We start from the raw sequence: 18,089 nt of genomic DNA on the forward strand, positions 1-18,089 counted from the left end.
TTCCGGGGTTTCTGGGGGGTCAGCTGGGCAGGTATTCCCTGCTCCAGCTCTCGCAGACCGCGCCGTCGGCGATCATCCGGTCGATGGCCACGGAGTCATAGCCCAGCTCTTCGAGGATCGGGCGCGTCGAGGTCCCGAACTTCTCGGCCGGGTCGAGCGCGTAGATCGTCCCGTGCGCGGGGCGGATCGCGAAGGGATCGAGCTGGGTGATCACGTGCCCGCTCGGGTGGTCCTCGTAGACCGAGAAGGCATAGCTGCCGCGATCGGTGCCGGGCGTCCCGTCCGCCGGGCGGCTGTTGTAGGCCCGGATCGACTCGATGTTCTCGCAGACGGTGGCGCCGATGTCGGCGGCCTGCAGCCGCTCGGCCCAGTCGCTGGCCCGCGCCGCGCCGAAGGCGGTGGCGAGGAACGCGGCCCGCCCGTCGGCCGGCACGTCGATGATCCCTTCCAGACCCTCGACCGTGTTCAGCCGTGGCAGGTCGCTCTCTTCGGCGCTGAGCAGGACGAAATTGTTCGACGCGGTATAGTAGAACCGGACGAGGTCGTCGTAGCCGTTGACCTCGCGCCCCGAGGGTTCGTCGAAGAGACCGCGCCGCTCGTAGTCGTAGCAATACGGGATCTGCGCCAGCCCGCTGAGCGCCGAGAGTGAGGTCCGCGGCCGCCCCGTCACCCCGGTCTTGAGCTTCTGGTAAAGCGCCGCGGCCACGCCCAGCGATCCGCCGAAGCCGCACATGACGTCGATCGTGCCGACATGGGCGTGCTCTTCGGGCGTGTCCATCCCGCCGCCGAAGCGCAGCATGATCCCCGTGGTTGCCTGCACCAGGTCGTCATAGCCCAGATAGTTGGTCCGGGGCCCCGGACGCACGCCGCCGAAGCAGTCGAGCTTGCAGAAGATCGCGTCGGGGTTGAGCTTCTTGAGCGAGTCCGCGTCCAGGCCCAGCGCCTTGACCTGCCGGTCGGGCGCGTTCCAGACGATCACGTTGACCGAGGCCACCAGCTTTTCGAACACCTCCCGACCCTCGCCGGAGGAGATGTCTGCCAGGATCGAGCGCTTGCCACGGCCGTGCGACAGGCTGAAGATGACCGTGTTCCAGCTGTCGTAATTCGGGGTCGGCGGGTCGATCTTGATGACCTCGGCGCCGAAGCGGGCGAGGTAGGACACCGAATGCGGCCCCGCGATCACGTTGCACATGTCGAGCACGCGCACCCCGTCCAGCCAGCCGGCCTTTTCGCTTCTGGGTTTGGGGCGCGGCAGTTTCGTCGGCATCCGGCGCAGCTGTTTCAGCGCGCCCGCGACCGTGACCCAGCGCCGCCCCGTGGGCGCGAGCATTTCTTCGCCGCTCTCCTCGAGCCAGACCATCGGGCCGGGCTGGGTCATGGTGCCGAATTCCGAATCCTCGACCTCGACCATCAGGCCGGCGGTCTCGGCGTGGTCGTCGTTGATCCACTCCTGCAGCCAGCGCTGCGGGGCGCCCGGGAACTTGCCGCGGCCAAAGATCCGCTCCCATTCCTTGGCGGTGCGGGTCATGAACACGTGCTTCATCCGCTCGGCGATCCTGTCTGCCCAGAGTTTCGGCAGCGGGTAAACGCCCAGCGAGACGTCCGATTTCCACTCGGAGACGGGCAGATAGGTGTCCTCCTCCTCGGTGAGGCCTTCGGCGACCAGCTCGTCGTAGATCCCCAGCGTCTTGAGACAGCGCTTGGCGTGGTGCTTGTGGCTGGGGCAGACGACGTAGAACATCCGGCCGTCCTTGCACTTGTAGGAACGGTAGAACGGATCGAGCATCTCCTGCAGCTCTTCGTAGGTGACGTTCATCGGCAGGCCCTCGACCCGCCGGCGCTCGATCTCGGCCTCGCGCTGAGTCTTGTAGCGGTCGGGGTAATTCTGGACGTTGATCGAGTTGTAGCAGAGCCCCTCCATCACGGCCGATGCCAGCGGGACCTCGATCTCGTCACCGTAGCCGGTGCGTTCGCGCGACTGCAGCGCCAGGACGACCGCCGAGGCCGCCAGCATCGTGCCGTAGGCCGAGGCGAGCGGCAGCGGCGAGAAGGACGGGTTGATGCCCATCAGCACGCGGTTGAGGCCCATGTCCGTGAACACGCCCGAGCAGGCGGCGATGATGCTTTCATAGGCGCGCCAGTCGCGGCGCAGCGCATCGTTGGAGGCAAATCCGGGGATCGACAGGGTGATCAGCTCCGGCCGGTCCTCGCGGAGCGCGGGAAAGTCGATGCCCAGCCGCGCCATCACGCCGGGGCGGAAGCTCTCGACCACGATATCGGCCTCGGCGATCAGGTCCAGCGCCTCGGCCAGGCCCTCGGTCGTCTTGAGGTCGATCGTCACGATCATCTTGTTGCGGTTCAGCGTCGCGTTGGCCGGGCTGACCCAGGGCGGGCCTGACGGCGGGTCGACGTGGACGACGGTGGCACCGAGATCCGCAAGGATCATCGCGACTGCGGGGCCGGCGATATACTGGCCGAAGTCGACGACCTTGACGCCCTTGAGGGGAAGAGTGGAAGCGGTGCCGTTTGTCATTTTGGTCTTCCGAAGCTGGAGAATTGTTGGTCGCGGGGGCCCCGGCCCGGGTTGCGGGCCGGGGCGCCGGTCGCCGGCTACTCGGCCGGCTGCTTGGTCACCAGGTGGTGCAGCCTGGCTTCGGTGCCGAAGTCTTCCTTGAGCCAGCGCAGCAGCGAGAAGCACAGGATCACCAGCACCGGAATCAGCGGCAGGGCGACCACGATGGTCGAGGTCTGCACCGGCTTCAGCCCGCCCAGCTGGATCAGCACGACGCCGACCGCTGCGAGGATGAAGGCCCAGGCAAGCCGGATGGACCGCTTGGGCTCCTGGTATCCCGACAACTTGCGCGAGGTGACCGAGGCCAGCACATAGGCCGCGCTGTCCAGCGTCGTCGCAAGGAAGATGAAGCACAGGATGATGAAGACCACCGTGATCAGCCCGGACATGGGCATCGTGCCCAGGATGGCCTGCACGGTCGCGGGAATGCCGCTTTCGCTCAGGATTGCCGAGACGTCGAGGACGCCGGAGATCTGCAGGTTGAGCGCGTAGCCACCCCAGACCGCGAAGAACACCCAGCAGCCGAGCGATCCCCAGACAAGCTCTGCCACGATCAGCTCGCGGATGGTCCGGCCGCGGGAGATCCGCGCGACGAACAGGCCCATCATCGGTGCGTAGGCGATCCACCAGGCCCAGTAGAATACGGTCCAGTCCTGCGGAAACGTCGAGTGGTCGACCGGGTCGGTCCACATGCTCATGGTGACGAAGTTAGACGCCATCTGGCCGAAGCTGTTGACCCAGCCGTTCACGATGAAGAGCTTGGGCCCGATGATGAAGGTGAAGGCCACGAGGAAGATCGCGAGGATCACGTTGGTGTCCGACAGGATCTTGATGCCCTTGGACAGACCGAACCAGACCGACGCGCCGAACATGGCCGTCCAGATGGCGAGGATCGCGAGATCGAGCAGCAGCGACGGCTGCACGCCGAACTGTCCGCTGACCAGGGTCGAGACGAGCGGGACAGCCAGGCCGAGCGAGGTGCCGACACCGCCGACCACGCCGAAGACCACGATGGAATCGAGCAGAACGCCGCCCCAGCCATCCACGTGCTTGCCCAGAACGCCGCCCGCGGCCACCGACAGGCGCACGCCCGGGTTGCCGCGGACATACATCGAATAGGCGATCGGGATCGCGGGCACGCAGTAGATCGCCCAGGGCGTCAGGCCCCAGTGGAACTGGCCGTAGGTCAGCGCCCATTCCGCCGCTTTCGACGACATCGGCTCTACCGCGAAGGGGGGGCCCTGCATGTAGTAGATCGGCTCGACCCAGGCCCAGTTGACGATGGCGATGCCGATCCCGCCACAGAATATCATGGCGATCCAGCTGAAATAGCTGAACTCGGGCACATCATCTGGGCCGCCCAGACGCACGTTGCCGTATCTGCTGATCGCGAGACCGATCAGGAAGACCACGGCGGACAGGCCGGCCAGAAGATAGAGCCAGCCGAACTGGCCGGTGACGAAGCTGAAGGCCGCGCTGACGGCGGCGGGGCCGGCCTCGGGAAACAGCAACATCGGGGCAATGACGGCGGCAAGCACCGCGAGCGACGGGATGAACACGCGGCGGTCGAGCCGGTCGTCCCCTGGTTTGTGGTAAGTCATGGTCGGGTCCTCCTCCCGCGCCGGCACCGTCGTGTGACGAGAGGCGTCGGCGATCAATGTTTGGGTCGGTGTCGTGCAGAATGGTCGGTCCGGGGTGCGCGTTACCCCGCCATCTTGATCCAGCGTGCGGCTTTCTCTGCTATCATGAGGGTCGGGGCGTTGGTGTTGCCGCTGGTGATCTCGGGCATGACGCTGGCGTCGACGACGCGCAGCCCCTCGATTCCGCGGACCCGAAGCCGTGTGTCCACGACAGCGGTCGGATCATCCGCCCGGCCCATCTTGGCGGTGCCGGTCGGATGGAAGATGGTGTTGGCGATGTCGCCGGCGAGCTTGGCCAGCTCGTCGTCGGACTGGAACTCGACGCCCGGTTTCCACTCCTGCGGCTGGTACTTCTGCATCGCCGGCTTCGACATGATCTCGCGCACCTGCCGCAGGCTCTGGGCCGCGACGTGGCGGTCGTCATCCGTGGACAGGTAGTTGGGCGAGATCTCGGGCGCGTCGTCGAAGCGGTTCGACTTGATCCGGACATGGCCGCGGCTGGTGGGGTTGAGGTTGCAGACGCTCGCGGTCATCGCCGGGAACGGGTGCAGATCCTCGCCGAAGGCATCGAGGCTGAGCGGCTGGACGTGGTATTCCAGGTTCGCATGGGCCCGCTCCGGGTCAGAGCGCGAGAACGCGCCAAGCTGGCTGGGCGACATGCTCATGGGACCGGAGCGTTTCAGCACGTATTCCAGCCCGATCTTGGCCTTGCCCACCATGGAATTTGCGATGGTGTTCAGTGTTTTGGCGTTCTTGACCTTGAAAACGGCGCGGATCTGCAGATGGTCCTGCAGGTTCTCGCCGACCCCCGCCAGGTCCGCGACCACATCGAGGCCCTGCGCCTTGGACAGCGCCGCCGGGCCCACGCCCGACAATTGCAGGATCTGCGGAGAGCCGATGGCGCCGGCCGACAGCACGACCTCGCTCTTGGCACGCACGGTGACCGCGTCGCCGCCGCGGCGCACGATGGCGCCGGTGCAGCGGGTGGCCCCCGACTGCGTCGTCTCGAACACCAGGCGCTCGACCTGGCTTTCGATCCAGACGGTCAGGTTCTTGCGGTTCTTGATCGGGCGCAGAAAGGCCTTGGGGCCGTTCCAACGCCAGCCGGATTTCTGCGTCACCTCGAAATAGCCCACACCGGCATTGTCGCCGCTGTTGAAATCCTCGGTGCTCTCGATGCCGGCCTCGTTGGCGGCCGCGGCGAAAGCCTCGAGCACGTCCCAGCGCAGGCGCTGCTTTTCGATCCGCAGCTCTCCGCCGCCGCCGTGCAGGTCCGAGAACCGGCTGTTGTCGCCGGTCTGCGGATCGGCGCCACCGTCGAGCCGGTAGTGATGCTCGTGCGCCTTGAAGTCGGGCAGCGCATTCTGCCAGGTCCAGTCGTCGTCGCCGGTCAGCCGGGCCCAGTTGTCATAGTCGCGGGCCTGGCCCCGCATGTAGATCATGCCGTTGATCGAGGAGCACCCGCCCAGCGTCTTGCCGCGCGGATAGCGCAGCGAGCGCCCGTTGAGCCCCGGGGTCGGCTCGGTCTGATACAGCCAGTCGGTCCGCGGATTGCCGATGCAATAGAGATACCCCACCGGCACGTGGATCCAGATGTAATTGTCCTTCTTTCCGGCCTCCAGCAGCAGCACCTGTTTCGACGGGTCCGCGCTCAGGCGATTGGCAAGCAGGCAGCCGGCGGTGCCTGCCCCCACGATGATGTAGTCGAATGGATCCCTGGGCATGTCGCTCTCCGAACTCAGCGCGAGACGGGCATGGCGAACTCGGCACCTTTGGAGATGCTTTCGGGCCAGCGCTGCATGATGGATTTCTGCTTGGTGTAGAAACGGACACCCTCTTCGCCATAGGCGTGCATGTCGCCGAACAGGCTCTTTTTCCAGCCACCGAAGCCGTGCCAGGCCATGGGCACCGGGATCGGGACGTTGATGCCGACCATGCCGACCTGGATCTTGCGGCCGAACTCTCGCGCCACGTTGCCGTCGCGGGTGAACAGGCTGACGCCGTTGCCGAACTCATGCGCGTTGATCAGCTCGACGCCCTCCGCGAAATCCGCGACGCGGATGCACGACAGCACCGGGCCGAAGATCTCCTCGCGGTAGATCGTCATCTCGGGGGTGACGTGGTCGAACAGCGTGCCGCCCAGCCAGAAGCCGTCGTCATGCCCTTCGACCTTGTGCCCGCGGCCGTCCACCACCAGCCGCGCACCCTCGGCCACGCCCTTCTCGATGTAGCCGGTGATCCGGGCATGGGCGGCGGCGGTGACGACCGGGCCCATCTCGGCGTCCATCTCGACACCGTTCTTGATCACCAGGTTCTGCGCCCGCTCGGCCAGCATCGGCATGATGCGGTCGCCCACATCCCCGACCAGCGTCGCGACCGAGATCGCCATGCACCGCTCGCCCGCCGACCCGAAGGCCGCGCCGACCAGCGCGTCCACAACCTTTTCCAGGTCCGCGTCGGGCATCACCAGCATGTGGTTCTTGGCCCCGCCAAGCGCCTGCACCCGCTTGCCGTGCCGGGCGCCGGTCTCGTAGATGTAGTTGGCGATGGGGGTGGAGCCCACGAAGGAGATCGCCTGCACGTCGGGATGCTGCAGCAGCGCGTCGACGGCCACCTTGTCGCCGTGCACGACGTTGAAGACGCCGTCGGGGAACCCGGCTTCCTTCATCAGCTCGGCATACATCAGCGACGGCGTGGGATCCGTCGGGGACGGCTTGAGCACAAAGGTGTTGCCGGCGGCGATGGCGACCGGGAACATCCACATCGGCACCATGACGGGAAAATTGAACGGGGTGACACCGGCCACCACGCCAAGCGGCTGGCGCAGGGTCCAGTTGTCGATCCCGGTCGAGACCTGGTCGGTGAAATCGCCCTTGAGCAGCTGCGGCATGCCGCAGGCGAACTCGACGATGTCGATGCCGCGCTCGACTTCGCCGCGGGCGTCGGTGAAGACCTTGCCATGCTCGGCGGTGATGGCGCGGGCCAGCGCGTCCTTGTGCTGGTTCAGCAGGTTGAGGAACCGGTTCATGATCCGGGCGCGGCGGATCGGCGGCGTATCGGCCCAGGCGGGAAAGGCGGCCTTGGCGGCGGCGACCGCGGCGGCCACGTCCTCGTCATCGGCAAGTGCGACCCGGCCGGTCACCTGACCGGTGGCGGGGTTGTAGACGTCCTGCGTCCGTTCGCTCCGGCCCGAGACCTGCTGTCCGCCAATATGGTGTTTGATGTGGGTGATGGTCATGCCGATCTCTCCTGGCTGAGTTGGCAGGACGTAGCGTCAAGGCGTTCGCGAAATCCAATGACTAATGGCCCGACCCATTATAAGCTGCGCAAATAAAGAGCAGGAAAAGTATGCGGCACCTCACAGATCTGCGCACGCTGACCGCCTTCGTCACGGTCCTGCGGGAGGGCAACGTGACCCGCGCGGCGGAGATGCTGCACCTGTCCCAGCCCGCCGTGACGCTGCAGCTCAAGCAGCTGTCGGAGGCTTGCGGGATGGAGCTTTTCCACCGCACGCCAAAGGGCCTGAGCCCGACCCATCAAGGCGCATTGCTCGCGGTGAAGGCGGAAAAGGTCCTGTCCGCGATGGCGGAATTCGGGCATGCGGCCCGGACCCTGACCGGCGGCATCCAGGGGCGCATCCGGATCGGCACGGTCATCGACCCCGACTTCACCCGGCTGGGCGCCTTTCTGGCCGAGCTGAACCGGGCCGCACCGGGGTTGGAGACCGAGTTGTTCCACAGCGTCAGCGGCGAGATCCTCGCGCGGGTGCTTCGGGACGAAATCGACGCCGGCTTTTTCCTCGGAGAGCTCGACGTCGCGGCCCGCGCCGGGGACGAGACGATCGCCTCGCGGATACATCAGCAACTGCTTGCGCGATTTTCCTATTTCGTGATCGCGCCGCCCGGCTGGGAAAACCGGATCCGTGGCAAGGATTGGACGGATCTGGCGCAGCTGCCATGGATCGGCACGCAGAAATCCTCGGTCCACAACCGGCTTCTGACCCGGATCTTCGGCGACCTTGGCGTCACGCCGCGCACCGTGGCGCGGGTCGACCAGGAATTGTCCATGCTGGCGATGGTCCGGTCCGGCATCGGGCTCAGCCTCTGCCGGGATTCGCTTGCGTTGTTCGAAAAGCAGGCGAACGGCGTGGCGGTCGCCGACCGGGTAGAGATCGGGACCACGCTCAGCTTCATCACCCTGGCCGAGCGGCGGAGCGACCCCCGGGTCGCCTGCATCTTCGACGCCATGTCCGGCGTATGGTCCGAGAACCCGTCGCCCCTTGGCGCCTAGGCCTGTTGCCCGCCCGCTTGCCGCGCGGCACCTGCGCGCAAGGCCAAGATGACGGGTGCCTCCGGGTGGCAGACCGGTTAAGGGACGTCCGCAACGGCAGGAAAGAGGCCCCCGAATGCAGCCATGGATCCAGCAGGCGACGGCGCAGACGCCGCAAGGTGTCACGCTCCGGCTGTGGCAACGGGGGGAGGAATTCTCCATCCGGCTCACGGACGGCAACGAGCTGATGAACAGCCGCCTCGGCGGGTCCGAAGAGGCGCTGGCGACGCTCGCGCTCGAGCATTTGCAGGCGAGGCCCGCGCCCCGCGTGCTGATCGGGGGGCTCGGGATGGGGTTCACCCTGCGGGCCGCGCAGACCCTCTCGCCTCAGGATGCGGTGTTGGTCGTGTCGGAGATCGTGCCGGAACTGGTCGACTGGGCCGCGACGCACATGGCCGCGGTGTTCGGGGAATGCCTCTCTGACCACCGGGTCGAAATCCGCAAGGGCGATGTCGGCGCCGAGATCCGGGCGGCGACGGGGGCCTTCGATGCGATCCTGCTGGACGTGGACAACGGCCCCGACGGGTTGACCCGCGACGGCAACGGGGCACTCTATTCCGACGCGGGGCTCCGCGCCGCCCGCAAGGCCCTGACCCCGGGTGGCATTCTCGCGGTCTGGTCCGCAGCGCCGGATTCGGCCTTCACCGCGCGGCTGGCGAAGGCCGGCTTCACGGCCCGGGCGCATGGCGTCCGCGCCGGCCGTTCGGGGCGCGGAGGACGGCACACGATCTGGACCGCGGTTCGCCCCGCAGGCTGAGGGGCGGCGCAAAAGAAACCGCGCCAGCGCGCGATGAGCCATGGACAGACCGCCCCGGACCTGTCAAACGTCCTCTCGCTAACTTCCCTCTATCGATCCCCTGCGTTCCCTACCGGACTTCAGCGAACTCGATCTTGGCCGGCGACGCCACGCTGTTGCACTTCCGCGAACAGGTTGAATACACTAAGGAGATCTCACGATGGCCAATGGCACCGTGAAATGGTTTAACGCAACCAAAGGTTTTGGCTTCATTGCACCCGAGAGCGGTGGCAAGGACGTCTTCCTGCACATTTCCGCCGTCGAGCGGGCAGGTCTGACCACGGTCAGCGACGACCAGAAAGTCACCTACGACGTGGAAGCCGGCCGTGACGGCCGCGAGTCCGCCGCCAATCTTCAGCTCGCCTGAACGATCGGTCCGACTTTGGAACAGGGCGCCTCCGGGCGCCCTTTTTCGTTTGTGCGCCTGCCTTGCCGTGCTGGCCGCCTGCGGCCGCCCAGCCGCAGGAGGGCCAGCGCCGACAGCAGTAGGACGGCCCCCGCCGGCACCGGGACGGCCGAAAGCGCGGCAGTGCCGTAGGTCAGCCCTGTCAGTTCCACGCGCTGGACCGGGCTCTCGGCGGCGGCGAACAGGCTGACCGGCGGCACGGTGAACGGATCGGCGGTGAAGCCATAGGCCAGCGTCTCGGGCAGTACGCCGCCCGGGCGGGCAAAGAACAGCTCTGCCGTGCCGTCCTGCCGGGCGCTGGAGGAGAGATAGGAAATCAGCGCGTGCTCGAAGCTGTGAAAGCCGGCCTTCCACTCCCAATGCTTCGAATAGCCGGTGTCCGGCGTGTTGGAGGCAAGGTCGACGATGCCCCAGATGCCGCCGTCGGCATCGTCCACGAAATGTTCGAGCCAATAGGCCTGGGTTTCCATCAGCCGGTCCCGCATCTGGGGCCGTTCGATCGCGAGGGACGCGGCGTATTGGTCAAGCTCCGCCCAGGACCACCAGACCGCCGCGTCGTCCGGATTGCCCTCGGCGTCATAGCCCGTGGTCCAGGCCCCGTCCGTGCGCCAGGCGAGATCCAGCACGCCCGCCGCAGTCTGCAGGGCGAACCGCTCGAGTTCTGTGTCACCGGCGAGTTTGGCGGACTGGTCGATGAACCACGCCGCCTTGATCGAATGGCCGAGGTCGGCATTGGCCAGCGTCCCTGCCGGGGTGTCCCGCGTCCGCCGGAACAGGCCGGTCGTCGGGTCATAGAATGCCTCGCGCAGGTATCGCGCGGTCTCCAGCGCGTCCGTCACGATGGCCTCGCGGTCGGCGAGCGGCGCATTGGCGGCCAGCAGAGTCTGCCAGGCGTTGAGCTGATCGAGGTGGCTGACGATCCTGTTGCCGGGCCCCGCGGCCCCCGGAACCGCCCGCCAGCCCCCGGTGGCCGGGTCGCGGAAGGTCGCCGTCAGCTCTTGGCTGACCGCGTCGATCTGCTGGCCGAGTTCCGCATCCCCGGTGAGGTAATGCAGAAAGGTCGGCCCCAGCAGCCCGTAGGCCTGTTTCTGACTGTTCGCCCCGCCCGACCCCGTCCAACTGTCGCCCGTGTTGACGTCGTACACCTCGTTGAAGATGCCTGTATCGGTGTTCAGAAAGGTGTCGAACTGGTCGTGCGCTCCCGCGCGGGCGAGGTCCAGCCAGGCGGTGTCGCCGGTCATGTGGAAGGCCACCGCATAAGAGAAGACCTGCCGGGATTGCGCGACCAGCGTCCGCCGCGGGTTGCTGGCCTGCCAGGCGCTGACGCCGCCACAGGCGACCCCCGGGGTCGGCAGAGACCCATCGTTGCACAACCGGCCCGGAAAATTCCCCGCCGGGTCACCTTCCGCCGCGCTCCAGAACGGAAGCAGGTCCTGGGTCAGATGCCGCAGCCATGTGTCGGGGTCCGCCACATCCTGCGCCGCGGCTGGCAGGGTGGAAAGGCACGCAACCAATCCGGCCACCAGGGATCTTTCGATTTTCGCCAACATGCTCACTCGCACAGGATACGGTTCCGGGGTCCGGCGGCGCGCCCGCTTGCCTGTCTGGCGCGGCACACCGGTTTTTCAAAGCTGCGACAGGTCGCCGAGAGCGCCCGCACCGCCGATCGTTCGCGCCAAGCCTACGGTCAGCGCGTTGTTCGACGCAACGACGAATTCCGCTTGCGCTTGCCGGGCCCCGTTCCCAATGGCGCCCCGGGCCGGCGGTTCCAGAGCGGTCAGAACCTTGCAAAACGGCCACCAGAGGCCTGACATGATAATTCCGACTTTTTTTGTCGGCATTGTTGACAGCGCACAGCAGGCTTGTCAGACAACGGGCATTGTCATCGAACAAGGAACTTCGGACATGACCGAAACGACAAGACCCCGCGCCGTTGCCGCACGGCGCATGATCGGCCTGACAACCGCCGCGACCACGGCGCTCGTCGGCCTGTCGGCCGTCGCCGGCTCGCCGGACCGCGGCAGCTGGGGGGCCGGCGACGACAGGCTCACCCTGGCGCAGGCCTCGGGCGAAGGCGGTGGCGTCACCGGGGGCGAGGTGGAAGGCGAAGGCGAAGGCGGCGGCATGGTCGACCTCGATCAGGGGCTGCAGCGCGACCTGAGCTTCATGGAGGGGCACATTCGCGCGGGCCTTGCACTCTATGAAGAGGGCGACCTCCAGGCGGCAAAGACCCACATGGGCCACCCGATCAAGGAGAAATACGGCGCGGTGAGCGAACCGCTGGCCGAGCTCGGCTACAGCCGGCTTCGCGACCAGATCGAGGCGATTGCCGCCGCGACCGAGGCCGAGGCGCCCTTCTCCGAGGTCCAGGCGGCGTTCGACACCGCCCGCGCGACCATCGAGGAGGTTCGCGCCGAAATCTCGCCGCAGGACCAGATGCTGGGCCTCGCCGCCCTGCTCCGCGTCGCCGGCGACGAGTACACCGTCGCGGTCAACGGCGGCGAGATCTCCAACCTGCACGAGTACCAGGACAGCTGGGGCTTTGTGCAGGTGGTCGAGGCGGAGCTGCGGCAGTTGACCCGGAACGACGACGAGGCCCTGGCCGCGGCGGGGGCGAACGGCCTGGATTACCTCGGCCAGACCGAGGCCGCCTTCGGCGACCTGCAGGGGCGCGGCGAGATCGCCCTCGACCCCAGCCTGCTCTATGTTGCCGCGGCACGGGTGGAACTGGAAGCGCTGGGACTGAGCTGACCGATGATCCTTGTCATCGCAAACGTACTGGATGCGCACGAGGTGGCGGCCCTTCGGGCTGCCGCCGAAAAGCTCGACTTCGTCGACGGCAAGACCACGGCGGGGCGCTATGCCCGGGACGTCAAGCAGAACCTCCAGGCCAGCCCGTCGAAGGCGCTGGACGGTCTCTTCGAAAAGGTCTCGGGGGCGCTCTCGGCCAACGAGGTGTTCCAGGCCGGGGCCCGCCCGCGCGGCTTCGCGCGGATGCTGCTGTCGCGCTATCGCAGCGGCATGGCCTACGGGCTGCATGTGGACGACCCGATCATGCAGGGCCAGCGCACGGACCTGTCCTTTACCCTGCCGCTGTCGGATCCCGCAGAGTATGACGGCGGCGGGCTGGTGATCGACGACGGTCTCGAGGAGCGGGTGATCCGCCTCGCCGCCGGGGACGCGGTCGTCTATCCCACCAGCGCCCTGCACCGGGTGGAACCGGTGACCCGCGGCGAGCGGATGGCCTTCGTCGGCTGGGTCACCAGCCGGGTGCGCGACCCGGCCCGCCGCGAGGTCCTCTACGATCTCGACGTGGCGGCGCGGGAGGTCTTCGAGACCTTGGGCAAGACGCCCGCCTTCGACCGGCTGTTCAAGGCCAAGAGCAACCTCTACCGGATCTGGGCCGACGACTGACGCCATGGAATGCGCCCGGCGCGCGCCGTCCACCCTCGCGCCCGGGGGCGTGGCCGGGGCGCTTCCCGCGGGGCCCGAAACAGCGGTATCGGTCTTTGCCCATCGCACATGATGGTCGCAGATGGCGCTGCGGGGCGCGGTCATATTGTGCGTTTTGACACCCGAAACCCAAGCTATATCATACAATCATGTTGGGGCCGGCCTGGCACTCCGGCCCAGCGCCCGGGGGACGGGTCCGGGCCAGGGGCCCGCGCCGTCCGGCGTGGCGCCCGATCCGTGCGCAACCAGTGCCCGGTCAAAAAACACGACGGAGACGATATGATACGTCCGCAAGCAACGAATGCGGTGCCAACGGACCTTCCGCTGGCGCCGGAAACAGACGCAACCTCCCTGGAGGACTTCGTCACGGGCCGGCACAGAGACCCGTTCTCCGTCCTCGGCGTCCACGAGCGCGACGGGGCCTGGTCTATCCGCATCTTCGCCCCCGGCGCGACGGAGGCCGAGGTCGATATCGACGGCACGGGGCGCGTGCCGCTCGCGGTGTTGCACGAGGCCGGGGTGTTCGGCGCCGTCCTGCCCACGCGGCCCGGCCGCTACACCGTCCAGGCCCGCAACGACGGCGGGGACTGGGGTTATCTCGATGCCTATCAGTTCGGCCCGGTCCTGGGCGAGATGGACGAGCACCTGATCTCGGAAGGGGCGCACATGCGCCTCTGGCGGACGCTCGGGGCGCGGCCCATCGCTCACGAGGGCGCGGACGGCGTGGCCTTCGCCGTCTGGGCCCCGGACGCGCGGCGGGTCTCGGTGATCGGCGATTTCAACGATTGGGACGGGCGCAGGCATCCGATGCGCCGGCGCGGCACGTCCGGCGTGTGGGAGCTGTTCATTCCCGATCTCGGCACCGGTGCGCGCTATAAATACGAGGTCGCCGGGGCGGATGGCGGCCTTCCAAAGCCCAAGAGCGACCCAGTCGGGCTCCAGGGCGATCTGCGGCCCGACAATTGCTCCATCGTGCGCAGCCTCGACGAGTACAGCTGGCAGGACGGGGCGTGGATGCGCGACCGCGGGGCGCTCCAGCGCACCGATGCGCCGATCTCGATCTACGAGGCGCACCTGGGCAGCTGGCGCAAGAGGCCGGACGGCACCTGGCTGAGCTACCGCGAGCTGGCCGAGACACTGGTGCCCTACGTGAAGGACCTCGGCTTCACCCATATCGAGTGCCTGCCGGTCTCGGAACATCCGTTCGACGGGTCCTGGGGATACCAGCCGGTCGGGCTTTACGCGCCCACGAGCCGCTTTGGCCAGCTCGACGATTTCCGCGCCTTCGTCGACGCCTGCCACGCGGCGGGGCTGGGGCTGATCCTCGACTGGGTGCCGGCGCATTTTCCGACCGACGCCCACGGGCTAGCCAAGTTCGACGGCACCGCCCTTTACGAACATGGCGACCCGCGGGAGGGCTATCACCCGGACTGGAACACGCTGATCTACAACCTGGGCCGCAACGAGGTGAACAACTACCTCGTCGCGAACGCGCTCTACTGGACGCGCGAGCACCATGTCGACGGGCTGCGGGTCGATGCCGTGGCCTCGATGCTCTACCGCGATTACAGCCGCAAGGACGGCGAATGGATCCCGAACCGCCACGGCGGGCGCGAGAACCTGGAATCCATCGACTTCCTGCGCCGGCTCAACGCCACGGTCTACGGCGACGACCCCGGCACCATGGTCATCGCCGAGGAATCGACCGCCTGGCCCGGCGTCTCGCGGCCCGTGCACGAGGGCGGGCTGGGGTTCGGGTTCAAATGGAACATGGGCTGGATGCACGATACGCTGGAATACATGTCCCAGGATCCGCTTTACCGGGCGCATCACCACAACAAGATGAGCTTCGGCCTGAACTACGCGTTCAGCGAGAATTTCGTGCTCTCGCTCAGCCATGACGAGGTGGTCCACGGCAAGGGCTCGCTCTATGACCGGATGCCGGGGGATGCCGCCGCCAAGCTCGCCAACATGCGGGCCTATTACGCGTTCATGTGGGCGCATCCGGGCAAGAAGCTACTGTTCATGGGCCAGGAATTCGGCCAGCGCCCCGAGTGGAACGCCGAGGCGCAGCTTGACTGGGACGCCCTGCAGAACCCGGGCCACGCCGGGCTGAGCCGCCTGGTGCGCGACCTCAACGGGCTCTACCGCGACATGCCGGCCCTGCACGCCCGCGACTGCCGCGCGGACGGGTTCGAGTGGATCGACGGCGCGGCCGAGGCCGCCAGCGTCTATGCCTGGATCCGGCGCGGAGAGGACGGCTCAGCACCGGTGATCGCGGTGTTCAACTTCTCGGGCGTGGCGCAGTCGGACTGGCGGCTGGGCGTGCCACAGGACGGGTTCTGGCGCGAGATCCTGAACTCCGACGCCGGCATCTATGGCGGCCGGGACCGCGGCAATCTGGGCGGCGTGGCCTCGGCCCCGACGCCGAGCCATGGCCAAGCCAACTCGATCTCGCTTACCCTGCCACCGCTCAGCGGCATTTACCTTACCCTGGAGACCGCATGATGGATGCAATCCCACACCCCACCGAGGTGACCCAGAACGTCGCCGCCACCGAGGCCCTGTCCCAGTGGACGGAGAACGTGCTGCAAAGCGGTCATCCCGCCTTCGAGACCTCGCGGATCATCGCCGAGCGGCTTGGGGCGCATCGGCGCGGCGACACCTGCGAGGTGATGTTCTGGGCACCCGAGTTGCAGGAGCACAGGGTGTCGGAAGGCGACGTCTTCATCGAGGTGCTCGACGTTGAGGGCGATATCAGCCTGCTGCGCTCGCGGCAGGAGCTGAGCTTTCGCCGCACCCGCATCCCGGTGACCCTGATCGACGCCTGGTGCATGGCGGCGATCGACGGGATGAAGGCCGGCACCCGTGAGCAGGTGGGCAGCTTCTACTCTCTGGTCTGGCGCGACAGCGAGAACAACTGGAGCCGGATCTTCGACCCGCTCTCGGCCTCCGTGCCCTTCGGCCCCTTCGCGCCGGCGGAGTATTACGACATCGAGGCGATGCAGGCCGCGCGGACGGACAGGGCCTACTACGCCGAGCTGCCCGAGGGCGAGACCCACAAGTTCGGCCCCGCCACCAGCATTCAGCAGATCCACGTCCCTACCGCCACCGCCAGCATGAGCATCGCGGGCCTGACCCGGCACTACAACACCCTGGCCGAGCGCATCCGGCACGGAGCGGAGCTCGAACCCGCCGAACGGATCTTCATGGGCTATGACGCGGTGCAGCTTCTGCCCGTAGAGCCGACGACGGTCTATGAGGCGGGCCCCGATTTCTGGACCGAGATCGAGGACGGGGACGACCGGCTTGTGGTCGACATCCGCCGGCCGGACACGACCAACTGGGGCTATGACGTGGTGATCAGCGGGATGGCCGCGATCAACCCCTCGCTGCTGGAGACCGACCGGCCCGACGAGCTGCTGGACCTCGTCGCAGCCCTGCACAATTTCCCGGGCAAGCCAAAGAAGCTGATCTTCGACGTGGTCTACGGCCACAGCGACAACCAGGGGCTGCGGGCGCTCAGCCATCACTATTTCGCCGGCCCCAACATGTACGGACAGAACCTGAACTACCGCAATCCGGTGGTCCGCGCGATCATGCTCGAGATGCAGCGGCGCAAGGTGAATTTCGGCGCCGACGGCGTGCGGGTGGACGGGGCGCAGGACTTCAAATGGTGGGATGCGGATGCTGATATGCTGCGCCACGACGACGAGTACCTGCAGGAGATGGCCGACATCGTCCAGGAGGTCGCCGGCCGGAAATACCGCCCCTGGTTCATCTTCGAGGACGGCCGCCCCTGGCCCGACGAGGACTGGGAGCTGAGCTCGGATTACCGCGCGGTGATCGAGAACCAGCGCGACGACGACGTGTTCCAGTGGGGGCCGCTGACCTTCGCCCACAACACGCCGTTCCTCTACACCTTCTGGCTGTCCAAATTTTGGCGCATCCAGGAGATCCTGCGCACCGGCTCCAACTGGATCTCGGGCTGCGCGAACCACGACACCCTGCGCCGGGGCACCCAGATCAATCCAAAGCTCAACATCAACACCCGTCTCGGCGACACCCGGATGGAGATCCTCGACAAGGCCTACGACCACCCGGCGGCACAGATGCTGACCTATGCGGCCTTCCCCGGTGTGCCGATGGATTTCCTGAACGCCATGGCGCGGGCGTCCTGGGGCTTCATCCGCAACCAGGACGACAAGTACGGCGTCAAGATCGTGGCCGAAGAGGCGATCTCGCTGAACTGGCAGGTGGATGCCTATACCTACTCGGAGCCCGGCAACTTCCGCCGGCTCAAGGCGATGGGGTTCGACCACCGCGAAGGGCTGGAACGGTTCTTCGTGGTCCTGCCGGCGCTGGTCGAGGCCTCGGATTACGACCTCGACGTGATGGCGACCATGCTCAACGACATCGACCCGCCGCTGGAAGGCCCGCGGCCCTACGACCCGGCCCTGCTGAAGGAGGTCGCGCGGGCCTGGATGGACGACATGCACGATTACTGCAACGTCTCGAACTACCTCGACCGCCTTGGCGACGCCCATACCGACTACATGCTGAAGCTGCGAGAATTCCGGGCGGCGCGGCCCTGGCTGCGCGACAATTACGGGCCCCGGGACGTCTTCGACTATGCCACGCCCACGCGCGGGTCTGTGGCCTTCCGCTCGCTGCGGCACGGGCCGGACGGAGAGCAGGTCTTTGCCATCGCGCATCTCGAGGGCAAGCCGCTGCTGGACGTGGACCCGACCGCGCTGCCCATCCCCGGTCTCGAGGGCGGCGGCTGGACGGTGGCCCTGCGCACGCCGACCATCGGCAGCGATTACGAGGGCGGCCCGATCACCCTGCACGACAGCATGGCCGTCCTCTATACCCGCAAGACGCCCTGAGCCC

12 protein-coding genes are annotated in these 18,089 nt (G+C 67.1%); 7 read left to right on the plus strand and 5 right to left on the minus strand.

What is annotated here, in order from left to right; translation table 11 throughout:
- Window positions 1–19 precede the first annotated feature (19 nt).
- The 4 genes from ROA7023_RS11485 to ROA7023_RS11500 all read right to left on the minus strand — a co-directional run bounded on the left by ROA7023_RS11485 (window position 20) and on the right by ROA7023_RS11500 (window position 7,444).
- Entirely contained in the window at window positions 20–2,533 is a 2,514-nt protein-coding gene (locus tag ROA7023_RS11485; protein ID WP_085879180.1) for a CoA transferase, read from the minus strand.
- 77 nt (window positions 2,534–2,610) lie between these two features.
- Window positions 2,611–4,173 (minus strand): BCCT family transporter, encoded by a 1,563-nt coding sequence (locus tag ROA7023_RS11490; RefSeq protein WP_085879181.1) that lies wholly within the window; start codon window positions 4,171–4,173, stop codon window positions 2,611–2,613.
- A 101-nt stretch (window positions 4,174–4,274) separates the two neighbouring features.
- Window positions 4,275–5,936 (minus strand): GMC family oxidoreductase, encoded by a 1,662-nt coding sequence (locus ROA7023_RS11495; protein WP_085879182.1) that lies wholly within the window; start codon window positions 5,934–5,936, stop codon window positions 4,275–4,277.
- 14 nt (window positions 5,937–5,950) lie between these two features.
- Window positions 5,951–7,444, minus strand: coding sequence for a CoA-acylating methylmalonate-semialdehyde dehydrogenase (locus ROA7023_RS11500; RefSeq protein WP_200812496.1), 1,494 nt, complete (start codon window positions 7,442–7,444; stop codon window positions 5,951–5,953).
- Window positions 7,445–7,560: 116 nt separating this feature from the next.
- Between ROA7023_RS11500 and ROA7023_RS11505 the strand changes: the two genes are divergently transcribed.
- From ROA7023_RS11505 to ROA7023_RS11515, 3 genes are all read left to right on the plus strand, one after another.
- On the plus strand, window positions 7,561–8,502 hold the full coding sequence (locus ROA7023_RS11505) for a LysR family transcriptional regulator (RefSeq protein WP_085879184.1): 942 nt from the start codon (window positions 7,561–7,563) through the stop codon (window positions 8,500–8,502).
- A 115-nt stretch (window positions 8,503–8,617) separates the two neighbouring features.
- A complete protein-coding gene (locus tag ROA7023_RS11510; RefSeq protein WP_085879185.1) occupies window positions 8,618–9,298 on the plus strand; it encodes a spermidine synthase in 681 nt (226 codons plus the stop codon).
- A 199-nt stretch (window positions 9,299–9,497) separates the two neighbouring features.
- On the plus strand, window positions 9,498–9,704 hold the full coding sequence (locus ROA7023_RS11515) for a cold-shock protein (protein ID WP_085879186.1): 207 nt from the start codon (window positions 9,498–9,500) through the stop codon (window positions 9,702–9,704).
- On the opposite strand, the gene ROA7023_RS11520 is transcribed toward ROA7023_RS11515, so the two are convergent.
- Window positions 9,692–11,266, minus strand: a complete 1,575-nt coding sequence (locus ROA7023_RS11520; protein WP_159458489.1) for an AGE family epimerase/isomerase — start codon at window positions 11,264–11,266, stop codon at window positions 9,692–9,694. The two genes, ROA7023_RS11515 and ROA7023_RS11520, sit on opposite strands and share 13 nt — an antisense overlap.
- Before the next feature lie 382 nt (window positions 11,267–11,648).
- Between ROA7023_RS11520 and ROA7023_RS11525 the strand changes: the two genes are divergently transcribed.
- From ROA7023_RS11525 to gghA, 4 genes are all read left to right on the plus strand, one after another.
- Window positions 11,649–12,494, plus strand: a complete 846-nt coding sequence (locus tag ROA7023_RS11525) for a 4-helix bundle domain-containing protein (protein ID WP_143535532.1) — start codon at window positions 11,649–11,651, stop codon at window positions 12,492–12,494.
- A 3-nt stretch (window positions 12,495–12,497) separates the two neighbouring features.
- On the plus strand, window positions 12,498–13,157 hold the full coding sequence (locus tag ROA7023_RS11530; protein WP_085879189.1) for a Fe2+-dependent dioxygenase: 660 nt from the start codon (window positions 12,498–12,500) through the stop codon (window positions 13,155–13,157).
- Between the two features lie 318 nt (window positions 13,158–13,475).
- Window positions 13,476–15,704 carry a 1,4-alpha-glucan branching protein GlgB gene (gene glgB, locus ROA7023_RS11535; protein WP_085879190.1) on the plus strand — a complete coding sequence of 743 codons (2,229 nt, stop codon included), beginning with the start codon at window positions 13,476–13,478 and terminating at the stop codon, window positions 15,702–15,704.
- A complete protein-coding gene (gghA, locus tag ROA7023_RS11540) occupies window positions 15,701–18,085 on the plus strand; it encodes a glucosylglycerol hydrolase (protein ID WP_234992168.1) in 2,385 nt (794 codons plus the stop codon). The genes glgB and gghA overlap by 4 nt, the downstream gene beginning before the upstream one ends.
- Window positions 18,086–18,089: the final 4 nt, after the last annotated feature.

Source organism: Roseisalinus antarcticus, from assembly GCF_900172355.1.
Classification (GTDB): domain Bacteria; phylum Pseudomonadota; class Alphaproteobacteria; order Rhodobacterales; family Rhodobacteraceae; genus Oceanicola; species Oceanicola antarcticus_A.

Excerpts from the sequence above, each read along its gene's own strand:
- ROA7023_RS11505 (WP_085879184.1), top strand. The coding sequence starts at position 7,561 with ATGCGGCACCTCACAGATCTGCGCACGCTGACCGCCTTCGTCACGGTC.
- glgB (WP_085879190.1), top strand. The coding sequence starts at position 13,476 with ATGATACGTCCGCAAGCAACGAATGCGGTGCCAACGGACCTTCCGCTG.
- ROA7023_RS11525 (WP_143535532.1), top strand. The coding sequence starts at position 11,649 with ATGACCGAAACGACAAGACCCCGCGCCGTTGCCGCACGGCGCATGATC.
- ROA7023_RS11515 (WP_085879186.1), top strand. The coding sequence starts at position 9,498 with ATGGCCAATGGCACCGTGAAATGGTTTAACGCAACCAAAGGTTTTGGC.
- ROA7023_RS11490 (WP_085879181.1), bottom strand. The coding sequence starts at position 4,173 with ATGACTTACCACAAACCAGGGGACGACCGGCTCGACCGCCGCGTGTTC.
- ROA7023_RS11510 (WP_085879185.1), top strand. The coding sequence starts at position 8,618 with ATGCAGCCATGGATCCAGCAGGCGACGGCGCAGACGCCGCAAGGTGTC.
- ROA7023_RS11530 (WP_085879189.1), top strand. The coding sequence starts at position 12,498 with ATGATCCTTGTCATCGCAAACGTACTGGATGCGCACGAGGTGGCGGCC.
- ROA7023_RS11495 (WP_085879182.1), bottom strand. The coding sequence starts at position 5,936 with ATGCCCAGGGATCCATTCGACTACATCATCGTGGGGGCAGGCACCGCC.
- gghA (WP_234992168.1), top strand. The coding sequence starts at position 15,701 with ATGATGGATGCAATCCCACACCCCACCGAGGTGACCCAGAACGTCGCC.
- ROA7023_RS11485 (WP_085879180.1), bottom strand. The coding sequence starts at position 2,533 with ATGACAAACGGCACCGCTTCCACTCTTCCCCTCAAGGGCGTCAAGGTC.